Raw genomic sequence first — 19536 nt, 5'->3', positions numbered from 1 at the left:
ACAACGTCAGCCATGGTCTCTACTTCCTCGGAGCGCGCCGAAGCCCGGGATGCCCATCATCAACCGGATCATCTGGTGCAGTGCGGCGGGCGGCATCACCCGGTTGGCGATCAACAGCAGTCGCGCGTCGGGCCCCACCGATTTCTTGACGAACGGTTTCGAGCTGTCGAGCGCCTTGGCCAGGCCCGCCGCGAACTTCGCCGGCGATCGTGCGGCCATCCGCATCGCGGCCCGCCCGCGCTTGTCCATCGTGGCGTGATGCGGGGCGTAGGGGCCGTCGAGGTCGCGGCAGTCGGTGGTTCCCGCATCGGTGATGATCTCGGTGTCGTAAGTACCGGTCACCAGGATCGTCACCCCGATGCCGAACGGGGCCACCTCGGCCGCCATCGACTCACCCCACCGCTCCAACGCGCCTTTGACGGCCGAATACGGTGCGGTGGCGGGCATCCCGCGCAGCCCACCTTGACTCGACACCAGGACGATCCGACCGCGTCCGGCCTTACGCATGGCAGGCAGCAGCGCCTTGGTGAACGCGACCGGACCGAAGATGTTGGTCGCGAACATCTTCTCCCACAAGCTGACCGGGGTCTCCTCGACCATCCCGGCCGCGGAGATTCCGGCGTTGTGCACCAGCGCGTACGGTGCGCCGACGGCCTCGTCGATCGCCTTCGCGGCCGCGGTGATCGATGCGGCGTCGGTGAGGTCGAGGGTTACGCCGATCAGGTTCGGATCGTCTGGTGCCGCACCCGTCGCCTCACGCAGGCGTTGCATACCGGCGTCGACGGACCGCATGGCCGCTACGACGCGCCAGCCCTGCCGGTACAGGTGCGATGCGGACGCCAGCCCGAGGCCCCTGGAGGCGCCCGTGATGATTACGCTGCGCGGTTCAGCGGGGATCAGTTCTTCGCCGAGACTCATCGCCCCCGACCCTTACACGGGACAGATGTTGGTTACAGCTTGGAATGATTGACAGAGCGTCACTCCTCACCGAAGCGGTCGACAAGATGAGAGGTGGCGCCGTCGGCGTCGAGTCTTCGGGCCACCAGATATCCGGCGCCCATCCAGGCGCGGCGGGTCCAGTTACCGAAGGACACCCGGGTTCCCGGCGCCCCCGCGGCGGCGGGCACCATCTTGACGCGCTCCAGGGCCTCCTTGACCCCCCGTGGGCTCAGCGGATGCGCATCGGTGCACGCGCGGAGCAACGCTGTGGCGACGTCGCAGTTCACCACGGGCACACAGTATTGCGGTCGGCGGCCGAACTTCTCCTGGTACTTGTCGAGGAACCGCTGACCGACGGCGTTGCCCTCGTCGTACTGGTCGACGCCCGTCCAACCCATGAACGCGTTCCACATGATCGGGTTGATCCACGCGTTCTGAAAGGCCGTGCTGGTGAACCTGGGTGGATCCCAACCCAGTTCCTCCAGGGCGGGGTTGACGTAGACGATGCCGAAGCCGAAGCCGGCGTGCACGACGGCCTGCGCCTTGGCCTCGTGCAGGGTGCGCAGCGCGGCCGAGACGTCCTGCGCCGTCTGCGCGATCGTCGCCTCGCCGACGATCCGTATTCCCTTGCGACGACACGCGCTTCGGAAGTTCTTCACGTACGTCTCGCCGATCAGCGACTGCTCCATGAGCACGCCGACCTCGGTGTGGCCGCCCTTGGCCAACAGGTCCGCCCAGAAGATCGGTTCGTCGGTCAACGACCCCTGCGGAAACGCAAACGTCCACTCCCCCAGCCAGGCGTCGCTGCCGGTGACGCTGAGCGCCGGAACCCGGAACCGCTCTTCGATGGCCTCGCGGGTCGGCTCGCAGTTGTCAGTGATGTGCGGACCGAACACCGCGAGACACCCCTCGTCGACGAGTTCGCCATACGCGTCGATGACCGCTTTGACCGACCCCTTGGGAAGCCCTTCGACCTCCCGGTACACGATCTGGATCGGCCGGTCGATCACTCCGTTTTCGGCCGCCTCGGCGAAAATCAGCTCAAAGGGGTTAGCGAGGTCTTCCTTCATCTCCTGCGGATACGCGTCGGGCAGCTTGAAGTCCATGAGATACCCCAACTTGATCGGCTCTGCGGTGCTCTCGTAGGGCATGAAACCTCCGTCGACCAGGTAGACCTAATTTTTGTTCAGACATTAGCGAGGGTGGCCACCAGGGTCAATCGTCCGCGACCGGTCGAGCACATCTCGGCCGCCACGACCACCTCTACCAGTTCATTACACCGGTTGCGCGGAAGCCGCCGGGTGACCCCGTTCTGCTAACCTTGACCAAACTTTGGGTCATATGGACCAAACCGATGGACGGGAGCGGAACTTGGAGGTGCTGTGGGGCGTCTTCGCGTGACGCCGAAGCCTGACCTCGCGGCGCATGCGGGCCATTCCTACGACGACGGCACCCGCCGAACCGAGATCCTACAGACGGCGGCGTCGCTCATCGCGACGTCCGGTCTGCGGACATCACTTCAGGAAATCGCCGATGCCGCCGGCATTCTGCCGGGCAGCCTCTATCACCATTTCGAGTCCAAGGAAGCGATCCTCGTCGAGTTGCTTCGGCGCTACCACGACGATCTTGACCGCATCGCCGAACAGGCCCTCAGACGCCTCGACGATCCGACGTCACTGTCGGCCTTCGACCGGATCGTGGAGTTGGGCGCGGCGATCGCCCAGTGTGCGGTGACACACAGCGCGGCGCTGCAAATGACGTTCTACGAAGCCCCGACCTCCAACCCCGAACTCGCCGCGCTGGCCCAGCAGCGCCCTGCGGCGATCCTGGAGGCGATGGTGCAGACGCTGCGCGCCGCCCGGTGGAACGGCTACCTGCGGCCGGACGTCGACCTGTCGATCCTCGCCGACCGGATCGTGCAGTCGATGCGACAGGTCGGGCTCGACGTCATCCGGCACCGTGCAGGCGCCAACAAAGTTGCGGCCACGTTGTGCCGAATCCTGCTGGAGGGCTTGGCGACCGTACCGCCCAGTGATACCGATCTCGACCGCTCCCCCGCCTTCATCGCCGCCGATGACGCGGTGAAGTCGTGGATCGAAGAGAACGAGGCCGCACCCAACGACAAGGGCGCACACGTGCGCGCCGTCGCACGCACAGAGTTCGGGCGAAAAGGCTATGAGGTCACCACGATCCGCGATATCGCATCAGCGGCGGGCCTGGGCACCGGAACGGTGTACCGGCTGATCGGCTCGAAAGAAGAACTACTGGCGTCCATCATGCAGTCGTTCGGCGAGAAGGTCGCCGAGGTGGGATGGACCAGCGTGCTGCGCTCGGACTCGTCGGCCATCGAGAAGCTCGACGCGCTGAGCTGGATTCACACCAACGCCCTTGCCCACTTCGCCGACGAGTTCCGTATCCAACTCGCGTGGATGCGCCAGTCGCCGCCCGACACCCAGAACATCGCCTGGTTGTTCACCAAGCGCGTCCGGCAGATGAAAGCTCTACTCGCCGAAGGTATCAAGTCGGGTGAGATCACGATCGATGCCCCGTCGAACGAGATGCTGGCGCGAATCGTCATCGGCGTTTCCTGGATTCCGGAGAACCTTCTGCATGAGCTCGGCACCCGCGCATCGCAGATCCACCTCCGCGACACGCTGCTGCGCGGGGTCACGGTGCGCTCGGCGCAGACGCATTAGCCGACGGTGATCGGCAGCCTGCCCCATCCCCGCACGCTCGAGGTGTGCGCCATCGCGGCGTCGTCGTAGTCGACCTCCCACTCCGGCCACCGCCGCAGCATCTCCTCGAGCGCGACCCTCGCCTGCATCCGGGCCAGCGACGAACCGAGGCAGAAATGAAGCCCCTGCCCGAACGACAGGTGCGATCCGGTGCGGTGGATGTCGAAGACCTCGCCGTTTGGATGGCGTCGCTCGTCTCGGTTGGCAGATCCGTTGAGCAACAACATCACTGAACCCTCTGCGATTGTCTGCCCATGACATTCGGTATCGCGGGCGACGTAGCGGGCCTGCACAGGCGACGGTGCCTGATAACGCAGCACCTCTTCGATCGCCCGCGGGATCAGGGAAAAGTCGTCGACGAGTTCGCGCCGCTGATCGGGATGCTCGGCGAGTAGTTCTGCGATGAACCCGATCAGCCGGGTGGTGGTTTCGTTGCCGGCGCCGGCGATCATGCTGGTGTAGGTCGACACCTCGATGCGCGACAGCGGCCGCATCCGCCCGTTCTCTTCCACCTCGGCGTTGAGCAGTTGCGTCATCAGATCGTCGGACGGGTGCTCGGCGCGCCACTCGATGTAGTCGGCGAACAACTGGTAGGCGTTCTCGAAGGTGGCCGCCGACACCGACTGAAAGCTTCCCTCCGTCAACCCGATCGCCGCATCGGTGTTGTCGCGTACCTGCTGCTGGGCCTGCTCCGGTATACCGAGCAGGTAACCGATCGTCCGCATCGGGATCAGCGCCCCGAAGTCACCGATGACATCGAAACATGTTGCGTCGGCCAGCGAATCGAGCGCGCGTACACAGAATTCGCGGGTCAGTGGTTCGATGGCCTCCATCCGCCGCGGCGTGAACACCTTTGACAGCAAGCGTCGGTGGATGTCGTGCAGTGGCGGATCCTCGAACAGGATCACCCCCGGCGGCACCTCGACGCCGCTCATGATGACGTCCATCGTGGTGCCGTTGCCCGAGCGGTAGGTCTCCCAGTCGTGTAGTCCCTGCGCGACGTCGTCGTAGCGGCTCAACGCGTAGAAGTTGAACTTCTCGTTGTAATACAGCGGCGCCTCGTCGCGCATCCGCTTCCAGATCGGGTACGGATCATCGTCGATGTCGAAATCGAAAGGGTCGTAGTACAGTTCGACGGTGTTGGCGCCGGTCATCAATGACTCCTCGTGGTTGCGATCCGCTCACTCGAAAGCGTGACGCGGCAAGGTGTTCGGCAGGTCCAGCGAACTCAGCAGGCCAGCGGGGGCATCGACCAGGTAGGGAATGGCGTTGACCACCCGCATTGCGGTCGCGGTCATCGCGGCGTGCCCCGCACCGTGACCTTCGGCCGCACCGAGGTTCATCGCGCAGTGGATGGCGGGATCTCCTTCGATGTCGACGCGGTAGGTCGCGTCGAACTCCGATGTCGGCCAATCTGGCGCCACGTCGCGCGCCATCCGGATGATGTGCTCGACGACGATGGCTTCGCGGCCGTCGACCACACCCGCGGCCCTGGTGTGCACCGCACCGCACGTCCCCGCCTTGATCGTGCCGAACGCCACCTCGATGTCCCGATCGGTGAGACAGCGGTCCATGTCGCCTCGGACCTCTTCGACGTCGACGCCGAGACCCGCCGCCACCAGGTGAATGGGTGCTCGCCAGGCCATTTCGATGAATCCTGGTGTCTTGAGCATCGGTTCGAAGTCGAGTGGGTGCCCGAAGCCCATCCCGTTCATCATGATGTCGGCGACCGGATAGTGATCGTTGAGCGCGATTTCGGTGACCTTCAGACACCGGATCTTCTTGCTCTGTGTCGCCAGCAGCAGCGCGAGTTGGTCCGAGCCGAACCCAGGGAAGATGCCGGAGGCGTATAACGAGGCATTGCCCGCCCTCGCGGCCTTCTCCAACTGATCGCGCCAGTCAGGCGAGGAGTAGGCCGGCGGATAGACCAGGGTCGTCGATGTCGTCGTCACCACGTTGATGCCCGCGGCGAGCAGTTTCAGGTAGTCGGGCACCGCGCCGGCGTCACGTTCGGGTCCGCTGGCGGCATACACCACGCAGCTGGGCCGCAAGGCGATGAGCGCGTCGGCGTCGTTGGTGGCCGCGACCCCAATCGGAGCGCCGCCGGCCAACTCGCCGGCGTCCCTGCCAATCTTCTCCTCGGAGTGCACCCAGACCCCGACGAGTTCGAGGTCCGGCCTGCGACGGATCGCGTCGATCGCGATCGCACCGACACCTCCGGTCGACCAGACCACGGTTCGCAGCGGTGAGGTCACGAGCCCTCCTGTCGTTCAAGGACGTTCGCACGCGATCACGGAGCGTTCGCGGTCAGGCCAAGCCATGTCGAAGGATGCGCACGCCGACCGACTATAACCTAATTTTTGTTCTGGCTTCTCATAATAGTAGCCGCTATTCCAACCGTGGTCATTACGAGGAGGCATTCTGTGCGGCACTCCAAAAGGAGGGTGCCGGGCACGAATCCCTTCGTCAACGCGGAGCGAACTTCAGGTCGAACCCGGAAAGGCGGGGCCTGCTACTCGGGCAGGCGCAGCTCGGGTTTCTCCACCTCTTCGATGTTGACGTCCTTGAAGGTGATCACCCGTACTTGCTTGACGAAGCGCGCGGGCCGGTACATATCCCACACCCAAGCGTCGGCCAGCCGCAGTTCGAAGTAGACCTCACCGTCGGTGTTGCGGGGCACCAACTCCACGCTGTTGGCGAGGTAGAAGCGGCGCTCGGTCTCCACGACGTAGCTGAACTGCCCGACGATGTCCTTGTATTCGCGGTAGAGCGAGAGCTCCATCTCGGTTTCGTACTTCTCGAGATCTTCGGCACTCATCAGCTCAGCTGTCCTTCATATCGGTCCCACCGGCACGTGCGCTCGTCGCACATCCGGTATTCGTCAATTCTCCCATTACCCGACTTCGATGCACTGCTCCGGCTCACCCCCGTCACCTGATGCTCCACCGGTCACCAACTCGGTGACCACCTTGATGCCCGTCCTGGTGGCCACCCGGCGCACGTTGATGAACGAGTGGCGGTGCTGGGGGCACGGCCCGAGTTCGGCCAGCGCCGCGCTGTGCGCCGGCGTGCTGTAGCCCTTGTGGTCGGCGAAGCCATAGCCGGGATGCTCGGCTTCCATTTCGACCATCAGCCTGTCCCGGCTGACCTTGGCCAACACACTGGCCGCCGCGATGCACGCCGCGGCCGCGTCGCCGCCCACGACCGGCAACGACGGCGTCGGTAGGCCGGGCACCCGGAACCCGTCGGAGAGCACGTATCCGGGCCGCACCGACAGGCCCGCCACCGCGCGGCGCATGCCCTCGATGTTGGCGACGTGGACCCCGCGGCGATCCACCTCGTCAGACGGGATGAACACCACGTGGTAGGCCAGCGCATAACGGCGGATCAGTGGAAAGAGCCGCTCGCGTTCCTTGGCGTTGAGCCTCTTGGAGTCGTCGAGGGCCGCCAGGCTCTCCAGCCGGTTGGGCCCGAGCACACACGCGGCGACCACCAGCGGGCCCGCGCACGCCCCGCGACCGACCTCGTCGACGCCGGCCACCGGCCCGAGGCCGCTTCGGTACAGGGCGGACTCCAGCGTCCGCAGGCCCGATGATTTCCGGATCACCGTTCGCGGAGGCCATGTCGGCGGCAACAGTAACTCTCCTAGTGCGTCGGGGTTCAGGTCTGCGGGTTCGGGCTTCCCACGCCGCCCCACCGCGACGGCGGCCAGGCGATGAAACGCGCCTTACCGATGACATTGTCCACCGGCACGGTGCCTGCCTTCGGGTCACCGGTGCACAGGATTCCACGCTGCGCGTCGGCGGGCGTGTTGGTGCAGTGGGCCCGCGAGTCGGCCGAATGCGTGCGGTTGTCGCCCATCATCCACAGCCTGCCCTCGGGCACGGTCACCGGCCCGAACTCGGGGCCCAGACACTTGTAGAAGTTCGGATCCGGCACGTTCATCGTCTCGCGGTCCAGGTACGGCTCGTCGAGTTGTTCGCCGTCCACCGTCAGCCCGGTGCTCTCACGGCACTGCACGGTCTGCCCGCCCACTGCGATGATGCGCTTGACGAGGTCGTTCTCGTCCGGCGGGACGAACCCGATGACCGACAACGCGTTCTGCACCCAGCGCACCGCGGTGTTGTCCGACCGGATCGACTTGTAGCCGATGTTCCAGTTCGGCGGGCCCTTGAACACCACGACATCGCCGGGTTCGGGTTCGGTGAACCGGTAGGTCATCTTGTCCACCATGATGCGGTCGCCGGTGCATCCCGGACAGCCGTGCAACGTGGGTTCCATCGACTCCGACGGAATGAGGTACGGCCGCGCGACGAACGTCAACATGACGTAGTAGAGGACCAGTGCGATCGAGACGAGAATCGCGAATTCCCGCAGCGCGCCGTGCTTCTTCTTGGGTTTCTCGTTCCCCGAGTCGGTGTCGGAGTCGGTGTTGTCGAGTTCGGGCTCGGCCGACGATCCGTCGGGCGCAGTGGGTCCGGTCACCGCATCAGGGTAGCCAGCGCGCTTTCGACAGCGGATGTCGCCGACGCGACGTCAGCGCTTTTCCTTGATCTTGGCCTTCTTACCGCGCAGTTCACGCAGGTAGTAGAGCTTGGCGCGGCGCACGTCGCCGCGGGTGAGGACGTCGATGTGGTCGATGTTGGGCGAATGCACCGGGAAGGTCCGCTCGACGCCGACGCCGTAGCTTTCCTTGCGCACCGTGAAGGTCTCGCGGACGCCACCGCCCTGACGGCGCAGGACGACACCCTTGAAGACCTGGATGCGCTCCTTGGAGCCCTCGATGACCTTCACATGGACATTGACGGTGTCGCCGGCGCCGAAGTCCGGGATGTCGTCGCGCAGCGACGTCTGATCGACGAAGTCCAGCGTGTTCATCGGTGACACTTCCTTGCTGTCGGGCTGCCGGCGCGCCGCGGTCGCCGTTGCGACGCGTGGCCGAGCCGATGGATCGGGCGTATGGGGTGTATCTCGCAGTGGGCAGAACCAGCCTGCACAGACAACTGCTCAATTGTGCCAGATGGTCGTCGGATCTCTGAAATCCGGTGAATGCCGTGGCCAGGTCGCCGGGACGCGGCGATGTCGGCCGAGCAGTTGGGCGCCGTCGCGGTTAGGCTGCCTGACAGCGGGTATGGCGCTCAGATGGGTGCCGATGGTGCGGGCGAGCCGCGAAGGAGGGCAATGCGACGGTTGCCGTCAAACCTGGTCACGGCGCTAGCGGCGGCCAGCGTTGCGGTGCTCGGGTGTTCGGGATGCGAGGCCAAGGTGTATGGCACGCCTCCCCCGCCCGCCGAAGCTCCCGTTGTCGTCATCGCGCCGCAGGGCCGTATGGCTCCGCTCCCGGAAGCCCCGCCCGGCGAACTCCCCGCGTCGTTCGAGGGGCTGCAAGAGCGGACCCAGCAGGCCACCGCGGCCGCTGCCGCGGCCGGCGCAGACATCACGGTCACCGTGCTCGATCGCAACACCGGTCAGGTGGTCTCCAACGGCAACGCCATGGCGATGCCGATCGCATCGGTGGTCAAGGTGTTCATCGCCGACGACCTGCTGTTGCAGGTGGCCGAGGGCAAGACGCAACTGTCCCCCGAGGACCGCGAGTCCCTCGACGTCATGTTGCGGGCGTCCGACGACAGCGCGGCCGAGGTCTTCTGGAACCGCAGCGGCGGCAGTGACGTCATCGCCCGGATCAAGGACCGCTACGGCCTGAACGCCACCACCGCGCCCTACAACGGGCGCTGGTACAACACCTTGAGCACGACGCCCGACCTGGTCCGCTACTACGACATGTTGCTTTCCGGCGCCGGCGGGTTGCCGTCCGAGCAGGCCGACATCATCCTGTCCGCCCTGGCGGAGCACACCCCGACCGCACCGGACGGCACCGTACCCGGCGGCGTGTATCCGCAGCGGTTCGGCATCCCCGACGGGCTCTACGCCGAACCCGTCGCGGTCAAACAGGGCTGGTTCTGCTGCTGGGACGCCGGGAACTGGGTGCACCTGTCGACGGGCGTGATCGGGTCGGACCGACGTTACGTGATGGCGATCGGCTCGATGCACCCCACCGACGACGCGACCGCGCGCAACACCATCACCGAGGCCGTCAAGACGATGTTCCCCGGCGGCCGGATCAACTAGTCGAGCAGGTCCGGGCGCCGCTCCCGCGTGCGCTGCAGGCTCTGCTCGCGGCGCCAGGCCGCGATCTTGGCGTGATCCCCCGACAGCAGAACCTCGGGCACGTCGAGGCCGCGCCAGGTCGGTGGCCGGGTGTAGCTGGGCCCCTCCAGCAAGCCGTCGGAATGCGAATCTTCTTGGTGTGACGCGGGATTGCCCAGAACCTCGGGCAGCAGGCGCACGACGCTTTCGATCATCACCAGCGCCGCCGATTCACCGCCGGGTAGAACGTAGTCACCGACCGACACTTCCTCCACCCGCATCCGGCGCGCTGCATCCTTTACGACGCGCTGGTCGATGCCCTCGTAGCGCCCGCAAGCGAACACCAGGTGCTTCTCGGCGCTCCAACGTTGCGCATCCCGCTGGGTGAACAGCCGACCTGCCGGGGTCGGCACCACCAGAAGCGTTTCTGGCGAACAGATTTCGTCGAGCGCATCACCCCAGACCGGAGCCTTCATCACCATGCCGGGACCACCGCCGTAGGGCGTGTCGTCGACGGACCGGTGCACGTCGTGGGTCCAGCGCCGCAAATCGTGCACCGCGAACTCCACGATGCCGGCCTCGATCGCCTTGCCGGGCAACGATTGTCGCAGCGGGTCGAGATAGTCGGGAAATATGGTCACCACGTCTATGCGCATCAGCCCAGCTCCAGCAGGCCCTCGGGCGGGTCGATCTCGACCACACCGTCGGCCAGCGAAACCGACCTCACGATCGCGCTCACGAACGGCACCAGTACCTCCCGGTCGCCGTCGCGTACCGCGAGCAGTTCGCCTGCGGCGGTGTGTAGCACCTCGGCGACCGCCCCGACGTGCGCGCCGTCGGCGGTGCGGACAGCCAACCCTTCGAGTTGATGGTCGTAGAACTCATCGGGGTCATCGATGGGCGGCAGTTCGGCTGCGTTCACCAGGAAAAGGGTGCCCCGCAATGCGTCTGCGCCGTTGCGGTCGCTCACCCCGACGAGGCGCACCAGCAGCCGATTGCCGTGCGGACGCACCGATTCGATTTCGTAGCGCTGTTCGGATCCGCCTTTGGCGGACCGGCCGCGCAGCGACGCACCGGGAACGAACCGCTCGTCGGGATCGTCGGTGCGGACCTCGACGACGAGCTCGCCCGCGACGCCGTGCGCCTTGGCGACCCGCCCGACAACCAGGTCCATGGAAGCGTCTACTGGTCGGTGTCCACCACGTCGACGCGGATGCCCCGACCGCCGATCCCGGCAACCAGCGTGCGCAGCGCGGTCGCGGTGCGGCCCCCGCGGCCGATCACCTTGCCGAGGTCATCGGGGTGGACATGAACCTCGACGGTGCGGCCGCGCCGGCTGGTGACCATGTCGACGCGGACATCGTCGGGGTTATCCACGATTCCGCGCACCAGATGCTCGACGGCGTCGACGACGACTGAGCTCACGGCCGCGCTCAGCTCTCGGCCGGCGCGGACTCGCCTGCGGCGTTCTCCGCGGCGCCGGCCGTGGTGGCGTCGGCGCCTTCAGCTGCCGCCTCAGATGCGTCCTTGGCACCGGACGGATCGGCGGTGGCCTCGGCTTCGACCGCCTTCTTGGCCGACTCCTCGCTCGCCTTGTCCGCGGCCTTCTTGGCGGCGGGCGCCTTCTTCTTCTTGGGCTGGGTGGCCTCAGTGCTGGGGCCGCCCTCGGCCTCGGCCAGCGCAGCGTTGAACAGGTCCAGCTTGCTGGGCTTGGGCTCCTTGACCTTCAGCGAGCCCTCGGCGCCGGGCAGACCCTTGAACCTCTGCCAGTCGCCGGTGATCTTCAGCAGCGCCAGCACCGGTTCGGTGGGCTGGGCGCCGACGCTGAGCCAGTACTGGGCCCGCTCCGAGTCGATCTCGATGAGGCTGGGGTCTTCCTTCGGGTGGTACCGGCCGATGACCTCGATCGCGCGGCCGTCGCGCCGGGTGCGCGCGTCGGCGACGGAGATGCGGTACTGGGGATTGCGGATCTTGCCAAGCCGGGTGAGCTTGATCTTGACAGCCATGGTTAAGCGACTTCTCCTGTGATTGCCACGCTGACAATTCAGCAACCTGGGCGGGATGCCCGGGTCCGGTTTTGCCTTACGTGTGTGACCGCCGCACGGCCGTGGCCGTGGGCAGACAGCCGCCTATTGTGCCAGAACCGGGCGATCCAGCGGAAATCGATCAGATGCCCAGAACTGCCCTGGCGATCAGGAAGTACATCAGCAGCCCGGTGGCGTCGACGAACGTGGTGATGAACGGATTTGAGAACACCGCCGGATCAGCGCGGACGGCACGGGCCAGCAACGGCATCGCGCCGCCGACCGTGGCGGCCATCGTGCACACCGCCAGCAGGGTCAGGCCGATCACCGTGCCCAGCTGGCGGTCATAGACCGCGGTGGTCAGCAGAAACGCCACCGCGCCGAGCAGCAGCCCGAGCGAGAACCCGACCTTGAACTCGCGGACCAGCACCTTGGTGAAGTCGCGGGGCCCGACGTCGCCGAGCGCCAGCGCCCGCGTCACCGTGGTGGCCGCTTGGTTTCCGGTGTTGCCACCGGTGCCGATCAGCAACGGTACGAACAGGGCCAGCGCCACCACCTGGCTCAGGGTGGTTTCGAAGACCTCCAGCACCTGCACGGTGAGCGTGGCGCCGATCGCCAGCACCAGCAGCCAGACCACGCGGGCACGCACCAGCGCGCTGACCGGGCTGGCCAGGTAGGGGCGCCGCAATGGTTCGGTGCCGCCGATACGGGCTTGGTCCTCGGTCTCGGCGGATTCCAGAACGCGCAGCGCGTCGTCCACGGTGAGGATGCCGACCAGCCGCGACTCCTTGTCGACCACCGGGAGCGCGAGCAGCTTGAGATCAGCGCACCGTCGCGCCGCTTCCTCGGCACTGTCGGTGGCCCGCGCGAAGTACGCCTGCTGCATGATGTCGCGGATCGGCGTGTCGGGCGCTGCGCTCATCAGGTCGCGCAGGCTGACGATGCCCACGACGGCGCGCTGGTCGTCGGTCACGGGCAGCGTGTACACGGTCTCGGCGTCGGCCAGGCGCCGGCGGACCGCCGAGAGCGCTTGCTCGGCAGTCAGATCCGTGCGCAGCGCGACGAACTCCGGGCTCATCCGCCTGCCGATCGACCCCGGCGGATAGCCGAGGATGCCGGCTGTCATATCGCGTTCGGGCGCGGGGAGCCCCCGCATCAGCCGCCGTGCGACCGATGCGGGCAGCTCATCGAGCAGCTCGACCCGGTCATCGGGTTCCAAACCGGCGAACAGGGCCGCGACATCGTCGTCGTCCTGCAGGGCGCGCACCAGGTCGCTCTGCAGGCTCGGATCCAACGCTTCGAACACCCGCAGCGCCTGATCCTTGGCGAGCAGCCGGTACAGCACGGCGCGATCGGTGCTGTCGTGGCGCTCGAGCACTTCGACGGCCTCCGACGGCGTCAACGCGCGCACCGCCGCCGTCAGCTCCGCCAGGTCGGTGAGGCCCAGCGCCCGCTCGATGGTCCGGACCCGTTCATCGCTCATCGGGTCACACCAGCTTGTCGAAGCACTTGGTCTCGACCCGCCGGCTCATCCGCCAGCCCTGCGAGGTGCGGACGAACTCGTCGTCATACCACAGGCCGCAGAACAGGATCTGGCCCTGCTCCCCGCCCATCACCATCGGGTTGAAGCAGATGGTCCGCGACGACGCGGTGTCACCGGCGATGCGGACGTCGAAGTTGCCCAACATGTGGGCATACGCCGGGAAGTTCGGCAGCACGTCGGCCAGCCACGCTTTGACTTGCGGATAGTGGCCGTCGATGCCGCCCATCGCCCGGTAGTCGATGTAGGCATCGGAGGTGAACACCCGATCGAGGTCGTCGAACCGGCGTTGGTCGATGGCCGTCGAGTAGTCGATCAGCAGCTGCTGGATCTCCAACCGATCCGAAATCTCTTCCAGGCTCAACATGGGTCGATTCAACACGACTAAGCTGCCTGCCCATGCGAAGGCTGTTGATCGGCTTAACGGCCGCCCTGTGTCTGCTCCTCGGACAGTCCGCGACGGTGATTGCCGCGCCGCTCGGCGTCGAGCAACCCGCGGGTTCGGTGCCCATCCCGGAAGGCCCAGCGCAGGCCTGGCTCATCGCCGACATGGACACTGGCGCCGTGCTCGCCGCCCGCGACGAGTACGGCCAGTACGCCCCCGCCAGCACCATCAAGGTGCTGTTGGCGCTGACCGTGCTCGACGAGCTGCCGCTGGACGCCACCATCGTCGCCAACGAGGCCGACACCAAGGTCGAATGCAACTGCGTGGGTGTGACGCCCGGCATGGTCTACACCGCCCGTCAGCTTCTCGAAGCGCTGCTGTTGGTGTCGGGCAACGACGCGGCCAACACGTTGGCCACCATGCTCGGCGGCCATGACGTCGCGTTGACGAAGATGAACGCCAAGGCCGCGTTGCTCGGCGCCTACGGCACCAACGCCGGGTCACCGTCGGGTCTGGACGGTCCCGGCATCGCCATGTGGTCCTCACCGCACGATTTGGCGGTGATCTTCCGCGCCGCGATGGCCAACCCGGTGTTCGCCCAGATCACCCGGCAGCCGACCGCTGTGTTCCCGACCAAGAACGGCGACCGCGTGCTGGTCAACCAGGACGAGCTGCTCGAGCGCTATCCCGGCACCATCGGCGGCAAGACCGGCTTCACCGACATCGCCCGCAAGACGTTCGTCGGCGCCGCCGAACGTGACGGCCGCCGGCTGGTCGTGGCGTTGATGTTCGGCATGGACAAACCCGGGCAGCCGACCTACTGGGACCAGGCCGCAAACCTGTTCGACTGGGGTTTCGCACTGGACCCGAACAAGAGCATCGGCTACCTGTAACCAGCTCACACACCGGAAGTTGCCGAATCGCAACACTTTCGAGACCGCGTCGGCGACCGCGGTGAATACGCTCGGCGCCCATGCGAAAGCTGCTGGCCGCGTTGGCCATAACGCTGTCGGCAGCCGTGGTCATCGCAACCCCGGTACCCGCGCAGCCCGGCGTCGAACCGTCGGGCGCCGTCACACTTCCAGACGGGCCCGCGCAGGCGTGGGTGCTCGCCGACCTCGATAACGGCCGAATCCTGGCCTCGCGCAACCCATATGCGCCGCATCCGCCGGCCAGCACCATCAAGGCGCTGCTGGCGATGGTGGTGCTCGACCACCTTCCGCTCAACGCGGTGATCCGGGCCAGCCAGGCCGCCGCCGACGTGGAATGTTCCTGCGCCGGGGTCAAAGCCGGCCGACCGTACACCGTGCGTCAACTGCTCGACGGGTTGATGCTGGTGTCAGGCAACGACGCGGCCAACACGCTGGCCGACGGGCTGGGCGGCTACCGTGCCGCGGTCACGCGGATGAACGCCAAAGCCGCGGCGCTGGGCGCGCGAAGCACGCGCGCCTCCTCGCCGTCGGGTCTGGACGGGCCCGGGATGGAATCGGTGACCACCGCCAATGATCTGGCCATCATCTACCGCGCGGCGCTGCGGTATCCGGCGTTCGCGGCCATCGTGCGCCAGCCGTCGTCGCTGTTTCCCACCGACAACGGGCCCAAGACCATCACCAACCAGAACGAACTGCTGAAGCGCTATCCCGGCACGCTGGTTGGCAAGACCGGCTACACCAACCTCGCCCGCAAGACGTATGTCGGTGCGGCGCAACGCAATGGCCACCGGCTGGTGGTGGCGCAGCTGTACGGCAGCGGCGACTTGTACGGGCAGGCGATCAAGCTGCTGGACTGGGGCTTCAGCCAGTACCGGTGAGCCGGCCTGGGTGCGAGCGTGCGCAAACTCGCGTCATAGCGCGGCGTGTCGCCCTCAAACTCGCACGCTCGCGCTAGAAAGTGACGCCGCGCAGAACCACCAGATCGGGGTGGTTGACGACCGCCGCGCCGGTGCGTGGATCCTCGCGAAAGCACACCAGGTCCGCCGGCGCCCCGTGTTGCAGGCCCGGCCGGCCCAGCCATTCGCGGGCGTCCCAGCACGCCGCGCCCAGCGCCTGCGTCGGGCTCATCCCGATACCTGTGAGCGCGTCGATCTCGTCGGCGATGCGGCCGTGGGCGACCATGCTGCCCGCATCGGTGCCCGCATAGATCGGCACTCCCGCCTCGCGGGCCGCGCCGATCCGCGCCGAACACCGCTCGTAGAGGTCGCGCATGTGCTGGGCATAGGCGGGATATTTGGCGGCGGCCGCGGCGATGCCGGGAAAGTTCTCGACGTTGATCAGCGTCGGCACCAGCGCGGTGCCGTGTTCGACCATCAACTCGATGGTGTCGTCGGTCAGACCGGTGCCGTGCTCGATGCAGTCGATGCCGGCCTTTATCAACCCCGGCAGCGCGTCCTCGCTGAACACGTGCGCGGTGACGCGGGCGCCGTGGGCGTGGGCGGCGTCGATGGCGGCCGTGAGCACGTCGTCGGACCACAACGGCGCCAGGTCGCCGACGTCGCGGTCGATCCAGTCGCCGACGAGCTTGACCCAGCCGTCGCCGACCCTGGCCTGTTCGGCCACCGCGTCGGGCAGTGCCCACTCGTCGTCGAGTTCGATCGCGAACCCGCGCTGATAGCGCTTGGGCCTAGCGAGGTGGCGGCCCGCGCGGATGATCTCCGGCAGATCGTCGTGGTCGGCAAGGGCCCGGGTGTCGATGGGCGAACCGCAGTCCCGCAACAGCAGCGCGCCGACGTCACGTTCGAGCTCGGCCTGCGCGACGCAGTCGTCGAGATTGTCCAGCGCGCCGTGGTCACCGAGGCCGACGTGGCAGTGCGCGTCGACCAGGCCGGGCAGGATCCAGCCGCCGTCAAACACCGTCGTGGCGTCGGCGACCGGCTCGGCGCTCAGCACACCGTTGATGACCCACCACTCGACCGGTTCGTCGTCGGGCAGCCCCCGCCCGCGCACATGCAGACGGGTCAATTCTTCGGGAACTTCAGCTTCGACACGTCGATGTCGGCGAGCCCGGGCGGTAACTCGTCGAGCCCCTTGGGCATCTCCGACAGGTCCGGGAAGCCCGCGGGCAGCCCCGGCATCCCGGCGCCCAGCGGGTTGCGCGTCTTCGGTGGCGTCGGCCCCCTACCGCCCTTCTTGCCCTTCTTGCCCTTCTTGCCGCCCTTGCGAGAGTTCTTGCGGCCGAACGGCATACCCATCTGCCCGGCCATCTGCGACATCATCTTGCGGGCCTCGAAGAAGCGCTCGACGAGCTGGTTGACCTCGCCGACGGTCACGCCGGATCCGTTGGCGATGCGCAGCCGGCGCGACCCATTGATGATCTTCGGGTCCGCGCGCTCCTCGGGCGTCATGCCGCGGATGATGGCCTGCAGCCGGTCCAGTTGCCTGTCGTCGACGGCGGCCAGCGCGTCCTTCATCTGACCAGCCCCGGGCAGCATCCCCAGCAGGTTGCCGATCGGGCCCATCTTGCGGATGGCCAGCATCTGCTCGAGGAAGTCCTCGAGCGTCAACTCGCCACTGCCGATCTTGTGCGCGGCCTCCTCGGCCTTCTGCGCGTCGAAGACCTGTTCGGCCTGCTCGATCAGGGTGAGCACATCGCCCATGCCCAGGATGCGGCTGGCCATCCGGTCGGGGTGGAAGACGTCGAAGTCCTCGAGCTTCTCCCCGGCGGAGGCGAACAGGATCGGTACGCCGGTGATCTCGCGCACCGAAAGCGCGGCGCCGCCGCGAGCGTCGCCGTCGAGCTTGGTCAGCACCACCCCGGTGAAGCCGACCCCCGCACGGAACGCCTCGGCGGTGGTGACGGCGTCCTGGCCGATCATCGCGTCGAGCACGAAGATCACTTCGTCGGGGTCGACGGCCTCGCGGATCGCCGCGGCCTGGCTCATCAGCTCATCGTCGATGCCAAGGCGGCCCGCGGTGTCGACGATCACGACGTCGTAGAGCTTGGTCTTGGCTTCCTCCAGCCCGGCCGCGGCGACGGCGACCGGATCGCCGGGCGCGGCGTTCTCCTGGCCGTCGGGCCCCACGCCGGGGTGCGGCGCGAACACCTGCACGCCGGCGCGTTCGCCGACGATCTGCAGCTGGTTGACCGCGCCGGGACGCTGCAGGTCACATGCCACCAGGAGTGGGGTATGACCTTGGTCCTTCAACCATTTCGCAAGCTTGCCGGCCAGCGTCGTCTTACCGGAGCCTTGCAGACCGGCGAGCATGATGACGGTCGGCGGGGTCTTGGCGAACGCGAGCTGACGCGTCTCGCCGCCGAGGATCGCGATCAGTTCCTCGTTGACGATCTTGACGACCTGCTGAGCAGGGTTGAGCGCGGCGGACACCTCCGCACCCTTGGCGCGCTCCTTGATGCGGGTCACGAAGTTGCGCACGACGGGCAGCGACACGTCGGCTTCCAGCAACGCCAGCCGGATCTCGCGGGCCGTCGCGTCGATATCGGCGTCGGTCAGCCGGCCCTTGCCGCGCAGCCCCGTCAGGGCGCCGGTCAATCGGTCGGACAGCGATTCAAACACGAGGCCAAGACTACTTGGCATCCGCCGACACCATCGGAGCGCGCCTCATCGGTTCGACTCGCTGCCGACGCCGAATACGAGACTTCGCGGCGGTTGTCGCGTAGGTTCTGCTGGCGCACGGACCGGCAACTACATGGGGAGGCTGGCATGGATCTGTCGGGAGAGGTTTGGCGGGCGCCCGTAGACCGCTCGAGGGATCCGCACCGCGAGCCGGGTCCGATCAACCTGCAGCGCTACCAGTTCGCTCCCGCCTACGCCGGCATCGCCACCCTGTTCGGTTTGCCGCTGTGCCTCAACCAGGACGATCTGCGCGCCGGAGCCGTCGACGTGGCGGTGCTCGGCGCACCCGTTGACATGTCGATGGGCCATCGCGGTGCGGCGTTCGGGCCGCGTGGGATCCGCGCCGACGAGCGGGTGCTGGCCCACACGCCGGGGATGCTCGTCAACGACAGCACCCGGGTGCACCCGTTCGAGGTGCTCACGGTCGTCGACTACGGGGATGCGGCAGTGGACCCGTTGAGCATCGAGAACTCGATGGAGCCGGTCCGCTCACTGGTCCGCGAGATCGCCGAAGTGAACGCGGTCCCGATCGTGCTCGGCGGGGACCACTCGATCCTGTGGCCCAACGCCGCGGCCCTGGCCGACGTGTACGGGCCGGGCAAGGTCGGCGTCGTGCACTTCGACGCCCATCCCGACTGCGCCAACGACCTCGTCGGCCACCTGGCGTCGCACGGCACGCCCATTCGGCGGTTGATCGACGACGAGCACATCCCGGGACGCAACTTCATCCAGATCGGGCTGCGCAGCGCCGTCGCACCCGATGACGCGTTGTTCGCGTGGATGCGGGAAAACGGGCTTCGCACACACTTCATGGCCGAGATCGACCGGCGTGGCTTCGACACCGTGCTCGAACAGGCGATCAGCGAAGCGTTGGACGGACCGGAATACCTGTACCTGTCGCTGGACATCGACGTGTTGGATCCCGCGTTCGCGCCCGGCACCGGAACCCCGGAGCCACCCGGTCTGACCAACCGCGAACTGCTACCTGCCATCCGGCGGATCTGTCATGAAACGCCGGTGGTGGGAATGGAGGTCGTCGAGGTCGCCCCACACCTCGACCCGGGCTACACCACGACCATGAACGCGCGACGAGCCATCTTCGAGGCGCTGACCGGGCTGGCGATGCGTCGCCTCGGGCTGCCGGGACCGGCCTACCTGCACCCCGACGTCGCCGGTCCACCGCCGAACTAGTGCAT

Annotated in this window: 21 protein-coding genes; 5 read left to right on the top strand and 16 right to left on the bottom strand. The window is 67.0% G+C overall.

Translation table 11 applies throughout. The features are described from left to right. Positions 1 to 6: 6 nt before the first annotated feature. Together ABQE44_RS07505 and ABQE44_RS07500 are read right to left on the bottom strand one after the other, a co-directional pair. Positions 7 to 918, bottom strand: a complete 912-nt coding sequence (locus ABQE44_RS07505) for an SDR family oxidoreductase (RefSeq protein WP_448428995.1) — start codon at positions 916 to 918, stop codon at positions 7 to 9. 59 nt (positions 919 to 977) lie between these two features. After that, positions 978 to 2090, bottom strand: coding sequence for an ABC transporter substrate-binding protein (locus tag ABQE44_RS07500; RefSeq protein ID WP_448428993.1), 1113 nt, complete (start codon positions 2088 to 2090; stop codon positions 978 to 980). A 231-nt stretch (positions 2091 to 2321) separates the two neighbouring features. Here ABQE44_RS07500 and ABQE44_RS07495 point away from each other — a divergent pair, with 231 nt between their 5' ends. Further along, positions 2322 to 3635 (top strand): TetR/AcrR family transcriptional regulator, encoded by a 1314-nt coding sequence (locus ABQE44_RS07495; protein WP_448428991.1) that lies wholly within the window; start codon positions 2322 to 2324, stop codon positions 3633 to 3635. Here the strand turns inward: ABQE44_RS07495 and ABQE44_RS07490 are convergent. The 6 genes from ABQE44_RS07490 to rplS all read right to left on the bottom strand — a co-directional run bounded on the left by ABQE44_RS07490 (position 3632) and on the right by rplS (position 8552). Then, positions 3632 to 4828: a cytochrome P450 gene (locus tag ABQE44_RS07490; RefSeq protein ID WP_448428989.1), complete on the bottom strand. Its 1197-nt coding sequence runs from the start codon at positions 4826 to 4828 to the stop codon at positions 3632 to 3634. The two genes, ABQE44_RS07495 and ABQE44_RS07490, sit on opposite strands and share 4 nt — an antisense overlap. A 27-nt stretch (positions 4829 to 4855) precedes the next feature. Next, a complete protein-coding gene (locus tag ABQE44_RS07485; RefSeq protein WP_448428987.1) occupies positions 4856 to 5929 on the bottom strand; it encodes an NAD(P)H-dependent amine dehydrogenase family protein in 1074 nt (357 codons plus the stop codon). Between the two features lie 257 nt (positions 5930 to 6186). Further along, a complete protein-coding gene (locus ABQE44_RS07480; protein ID WP_078020019.1) occupies positions 6187 to 6492 on the bottom strand; it encodes a DUF2469 domain-containing protein in 306 nt (101 codons plus the stop codon). A 75-nt stretch (positions 6493 to 6567) separates the two neighbouring features. Next, the gene (locus ABQE44_RS07475) at positions 6568 to 7308 is read right to left on the bottom strand and encodes a ribonuclease HII (RefSeq protein WP_448428985.1); all 741 of its coding nucleotides are present in this window, start codon (positions 7306 to 7308) and stop codon (positions 6568 to 6570) included. Between the two features lie 26 nt (positions 7309 to 7334). After that, on the bottom strand, positions 7335 to 8159 hold the full coding sequence (lepB, locus tag ABQE44_RS07470) for a signal peptidase I (protein ID WP_448428983.1): 825 nt from the start codon (positions 8157 to 8159) through the stop codon (positions 7335 to 7337). 51 nt (positions 8160 to 8210) lie between these two features. Beyond that, on the bottom strand, positions 8211 to 8552 hold the full coding sequence (rplS, locus tag ABQE44_RS07465) for a 50S ribosomal protein L19 (RefSeq protein ID WP_448408461.1): 342 nt from the start codon (positions 8550 to 8552) through the stop codon (positions 8211 to 8213). 303 nt (positions 8553 to 8855) lie between these two features. On the opposite strand from rplS, the gene ABQE44_RS07460 reads away from it, so the two are divergent. Next, positions 8856 to 9803, top strand: a complete 948-nt coding sequence (locus ABQE44_RS07460; protein WP_448428981.1) for a serine hydrolase — start codon at positions 8856 to 8858, stop codon at positions 9801 to 9803. Here ABQE44_RS07460 and trmD read toward each other — a convergent pair. The 6 genes from trmD to ABQE44_RS07430 form a co-directional block, all read right to left on the bottom strand. Then, complete coding sequence (gene trmD / locus ABQE44_RS07455) at positions 9800 to 10477, bottom strand: tRNA (guanosine(37)-N1)-methyltransferase TrmD (RefSeq protein WP_448428979.1); 678 nt, start codon at positions 10475 to 10477, stop codon at positions 9800 to 9802. The two genes, ABQE44_RS07460 and trmD, sit on opposite strands and share 4 nt — an antisense overlap. Continuing rightward, positions 10477 to 10995 carry a ribosome maturation factor RimM gene (rimM, locus tag ABQE44_RS07450; RefSeq protein WP_448428977.1) on the bottom strand — a complete coding sequence of 173 codons (519 nt, stop codon included), beginning with the start codon at positions 10993 to 10995 and terminating at the stop codon, positions 10477 to 10479. Before rimM ends, trmD begins: the two co-directional genes overlap by 1 nt. Before the next feature lie 8 nt (positions 10996 to 11003). Beyond that, complete coding sequence (locus ABQE44_RS07445; protein ID WP_003881089.1) at positions 11004 to 11246, bottom strand: RNA-binding protein; 243 nt, start codon at positions 11244 to 11246, stop codon at positions 11004 to 11006. An 8-nt stretch (positions 11247 to 11254) separates the two neighbouring features. Beyond that, complete coding sequence (rpsP, locus tag ABQE44_RS07440; protein WP_448428975.1) at positions 11255 to 11827, bottom strand: 30S ribosomal protein S16; 573 nt, start codon at positions 11825 to 11827, stop codon at positions 11255 to 11257. 160 nt (positions 11828 to 11987) lie between these two features. Continuing rightward, positions 11988 to 13328, bottom strand: coding sequence for a magnesium transporter (gene mgtE / locus ABQE44_RS07435; protein ID WP_448428973.1), 1341 nt, complete (start codon positions 13326 to 13328; stop codon positions 11988 to 11990). Positions 13329 to 13332: 4 nt separating this feature from the next. Continuing rightward, the gene (locus ABQE44_RS07430) at positions 13333 to 13752 is read right to left on the bottom strand and encodes a nuclear transport factor 2 family protein (protein WP_448429235.1); all 420 of its coding nucleotides are present in this window, start codon (positions 13750 to 13752) and stop codon (positions 13333 to 13335) included. Positions 13753 to 13784: 32 nt separating this feature from the next. On the opposite strand from ABQE44_RS07430, the gene ABQE44_RS07425 reads away from it, so the two are divergent. Both ABQE44_RS07425 and ABQE44_RS07420 read left to right on the top strand, forming a co-directional pair. Then, positions 13785 to 14663 carry a D-alanyl-D-alanine carboxypeptidase family protein gene (locus ABQE44_RS07425; protein WP_448428971.1) on the top strand — a complete coding sequence of 293 codons (879 nt, stop codon included), beginning with the start codon at positions 13785 to 13787 and terminating at the stop codon, positions 14661 to 14663. Positions 14664 to 14743: 80 nt separating this feature from the next. Beyond that, a complete protein-coding gene (locus ABQE44_RS07420) occupies positions 14744 to 15580 on the top strand; it encodes a D-alanyl-D-alanine carboxypeptidase family protein (protein WP_448428969.1) in 837 nt (278 codons plus the stop codon). Positions 15581 to 15653: 73 nt separating this feature from the next. On the opposite strand, the gene ABQE44_RS07415 is transcribed toward ABQE44_RS07420, so the two are convergent. Together ABQE44_RS07415 and ffh are read right to left on the bottom strand one after the other, a co-directional pair. Then, positions 15654 to 16727, bottom strand: coding sequence for a metal-dependent hydrolase family protein (locus ABQE44_RS07415; protein WP_448428967.1), 1074 nt, complete (start codon positions 16725 to 16727; stop codon positions 15654 to 15656). Continuing rightward, positions 16724 to 18280 carry a signal recognition particle protein gene (gene ffh, locus ABQE44_RS07410; RefSeq protein ID WP_448428965.1) on the bottom strand — a complete coding sequence of 519 codons (1557 nt, stop codon included), beginning with the start codon at positions 18278 to 18280 and terminating at the stop codon, positions 16724 to 16726. Before ffh ends, ABQE44_RS07415 begins: the two co-directional genes overlap by 4 nt. Positions 18281 to 18427: 147 nt before the next feature. Between ffh and ABQE44_RS07405 the strand changes: the two genes are divergently transcribed. Beyond that, positions 18428 to 19531: an agmatinase family protein gene (locus ABQE44_RS07405; protein ID WP_448390798.1), complete on the top strand. Its 1104-nt coding sequence runs from the start codon at positions 18428 to 18430 to the stop codon at positions 19529 to 19531. Positions 19532 to 19536 lie beyond the last annotated feature (5 nt).

The organism is Mycolicibacterium sp. XJ2546 (genome assembly GCF_053483195.1).
Note: the sequence above shows the minus strand (reverse complement) of the source record. Positions and strands in the feature narration are given on the sequence as shown.

What these genes read in the sequence shown, in the direction of transcription:
- ABQE44_RS07505 (WP_448428995.1), bottom strand. Translation starts at nt 918, where the DNA reads ATGAGTCTCGGCGAAGAACTGATCCCCGCTGAACCGCGCAGCGTAATC.
- mgtE (WP_448428973.1), bottom strand. Translation starts at nt 13,328, where the DNA reads ATGAGCGATGAACGGGTCCGGACCATCGAGCGGGCGCTGGGCCTCACC.
- ABQE44_RS07430 (WP_448429235.1), bottom strand. Translation starts at nt 13,752, where the DNA reads ATGTTGAGCCTGGAAGAGATTTCGGATCGGTTGGAGATCCAGCAGCTG.
- ABQE44_RS07460 (WP_448428981.1), top strand. Translation starts at nt 8,856, where the DNA reads ATGCGACGGTTGCCGTCAAACCTGGTCACGGCGCTAGCGGCGGCCAGC.
- trmD (WP_448428979.1), bottom strand. Translation starts at nt 10,477, where the DNA reads ATGCGCATAGACGTGGTGACCATATTTCCCGACTATCTCGACCCGCTG.
- ABQE44_RS07420 (WP_448428969.1), top strand. Translation starts at nt 14,744, where the DNA reads ATGCGAAAGCTGCTGGCCGCGTTGGCCATAACGCTGTCGGCAGCCGTG.
- ABQE44_RS07490 (WP_448428989.1), bottom strand. Translation starts at nt 4,828, where the DNA reads ATGACCGGCGCCAACACCGTCGAACTGTACTACGACCCTTTCGATTTC.
- ABQE44_RS07500 (WP_448428993.1), bottom strand. Translation starts at nt 2,090, where the DNA reads ATGCCCTACGAGAGCACCGCAGAGCCGATCAAGTTGGGGTATCTCATG.
- rpsP (WP_448428975.1), bottom strand. Translation starts at nt 11,827, where the DNA reads ATGGCTGTCAAGATCAAGCTCACCCGGCTTGGCAAGATCCGCAATCCC.
- rplS (WP_448408461.1), bottom strand. Translation starts at nt 8,552, where the DNA reads ATGAACACGCTGGACTTCGTCGATCAGACGTCGCTGCGCGACGACATC.
- ABQE44_RS07480 (WP_078020019.1), bottom strand. Translation starts at nt 6,492, where the DNA reads ATGAGTGCCGAAGATCTCGAGAAGTACGAAACCGAGATGGAGCTCTCG.
- ABQE44_RS07425 (WP_448428971.1), top strand. Translation starts at nt 13,785, where the DNA reads ATGCGAAGGCTGTTGATCGGCTTAACGGCCGCCCTGTGTCTGCTCCTC.
- ABQE44_RS07405 (WP_448390798.1), top strand. Translation starts at nt 18,428, where the DNA reads ATGGATCTGTCGGGAGAGGTTTGGCGGGCGCCCGTAGACCGCTCGAGG.
- rimM (WP_448428977.1), bottom strand. Translation starts at nt 10,995, where the DNA reads ATGGACCTGGTTGTCGGGCGGGTCGCCAAGGCGCACGGCGTCGCGGGC.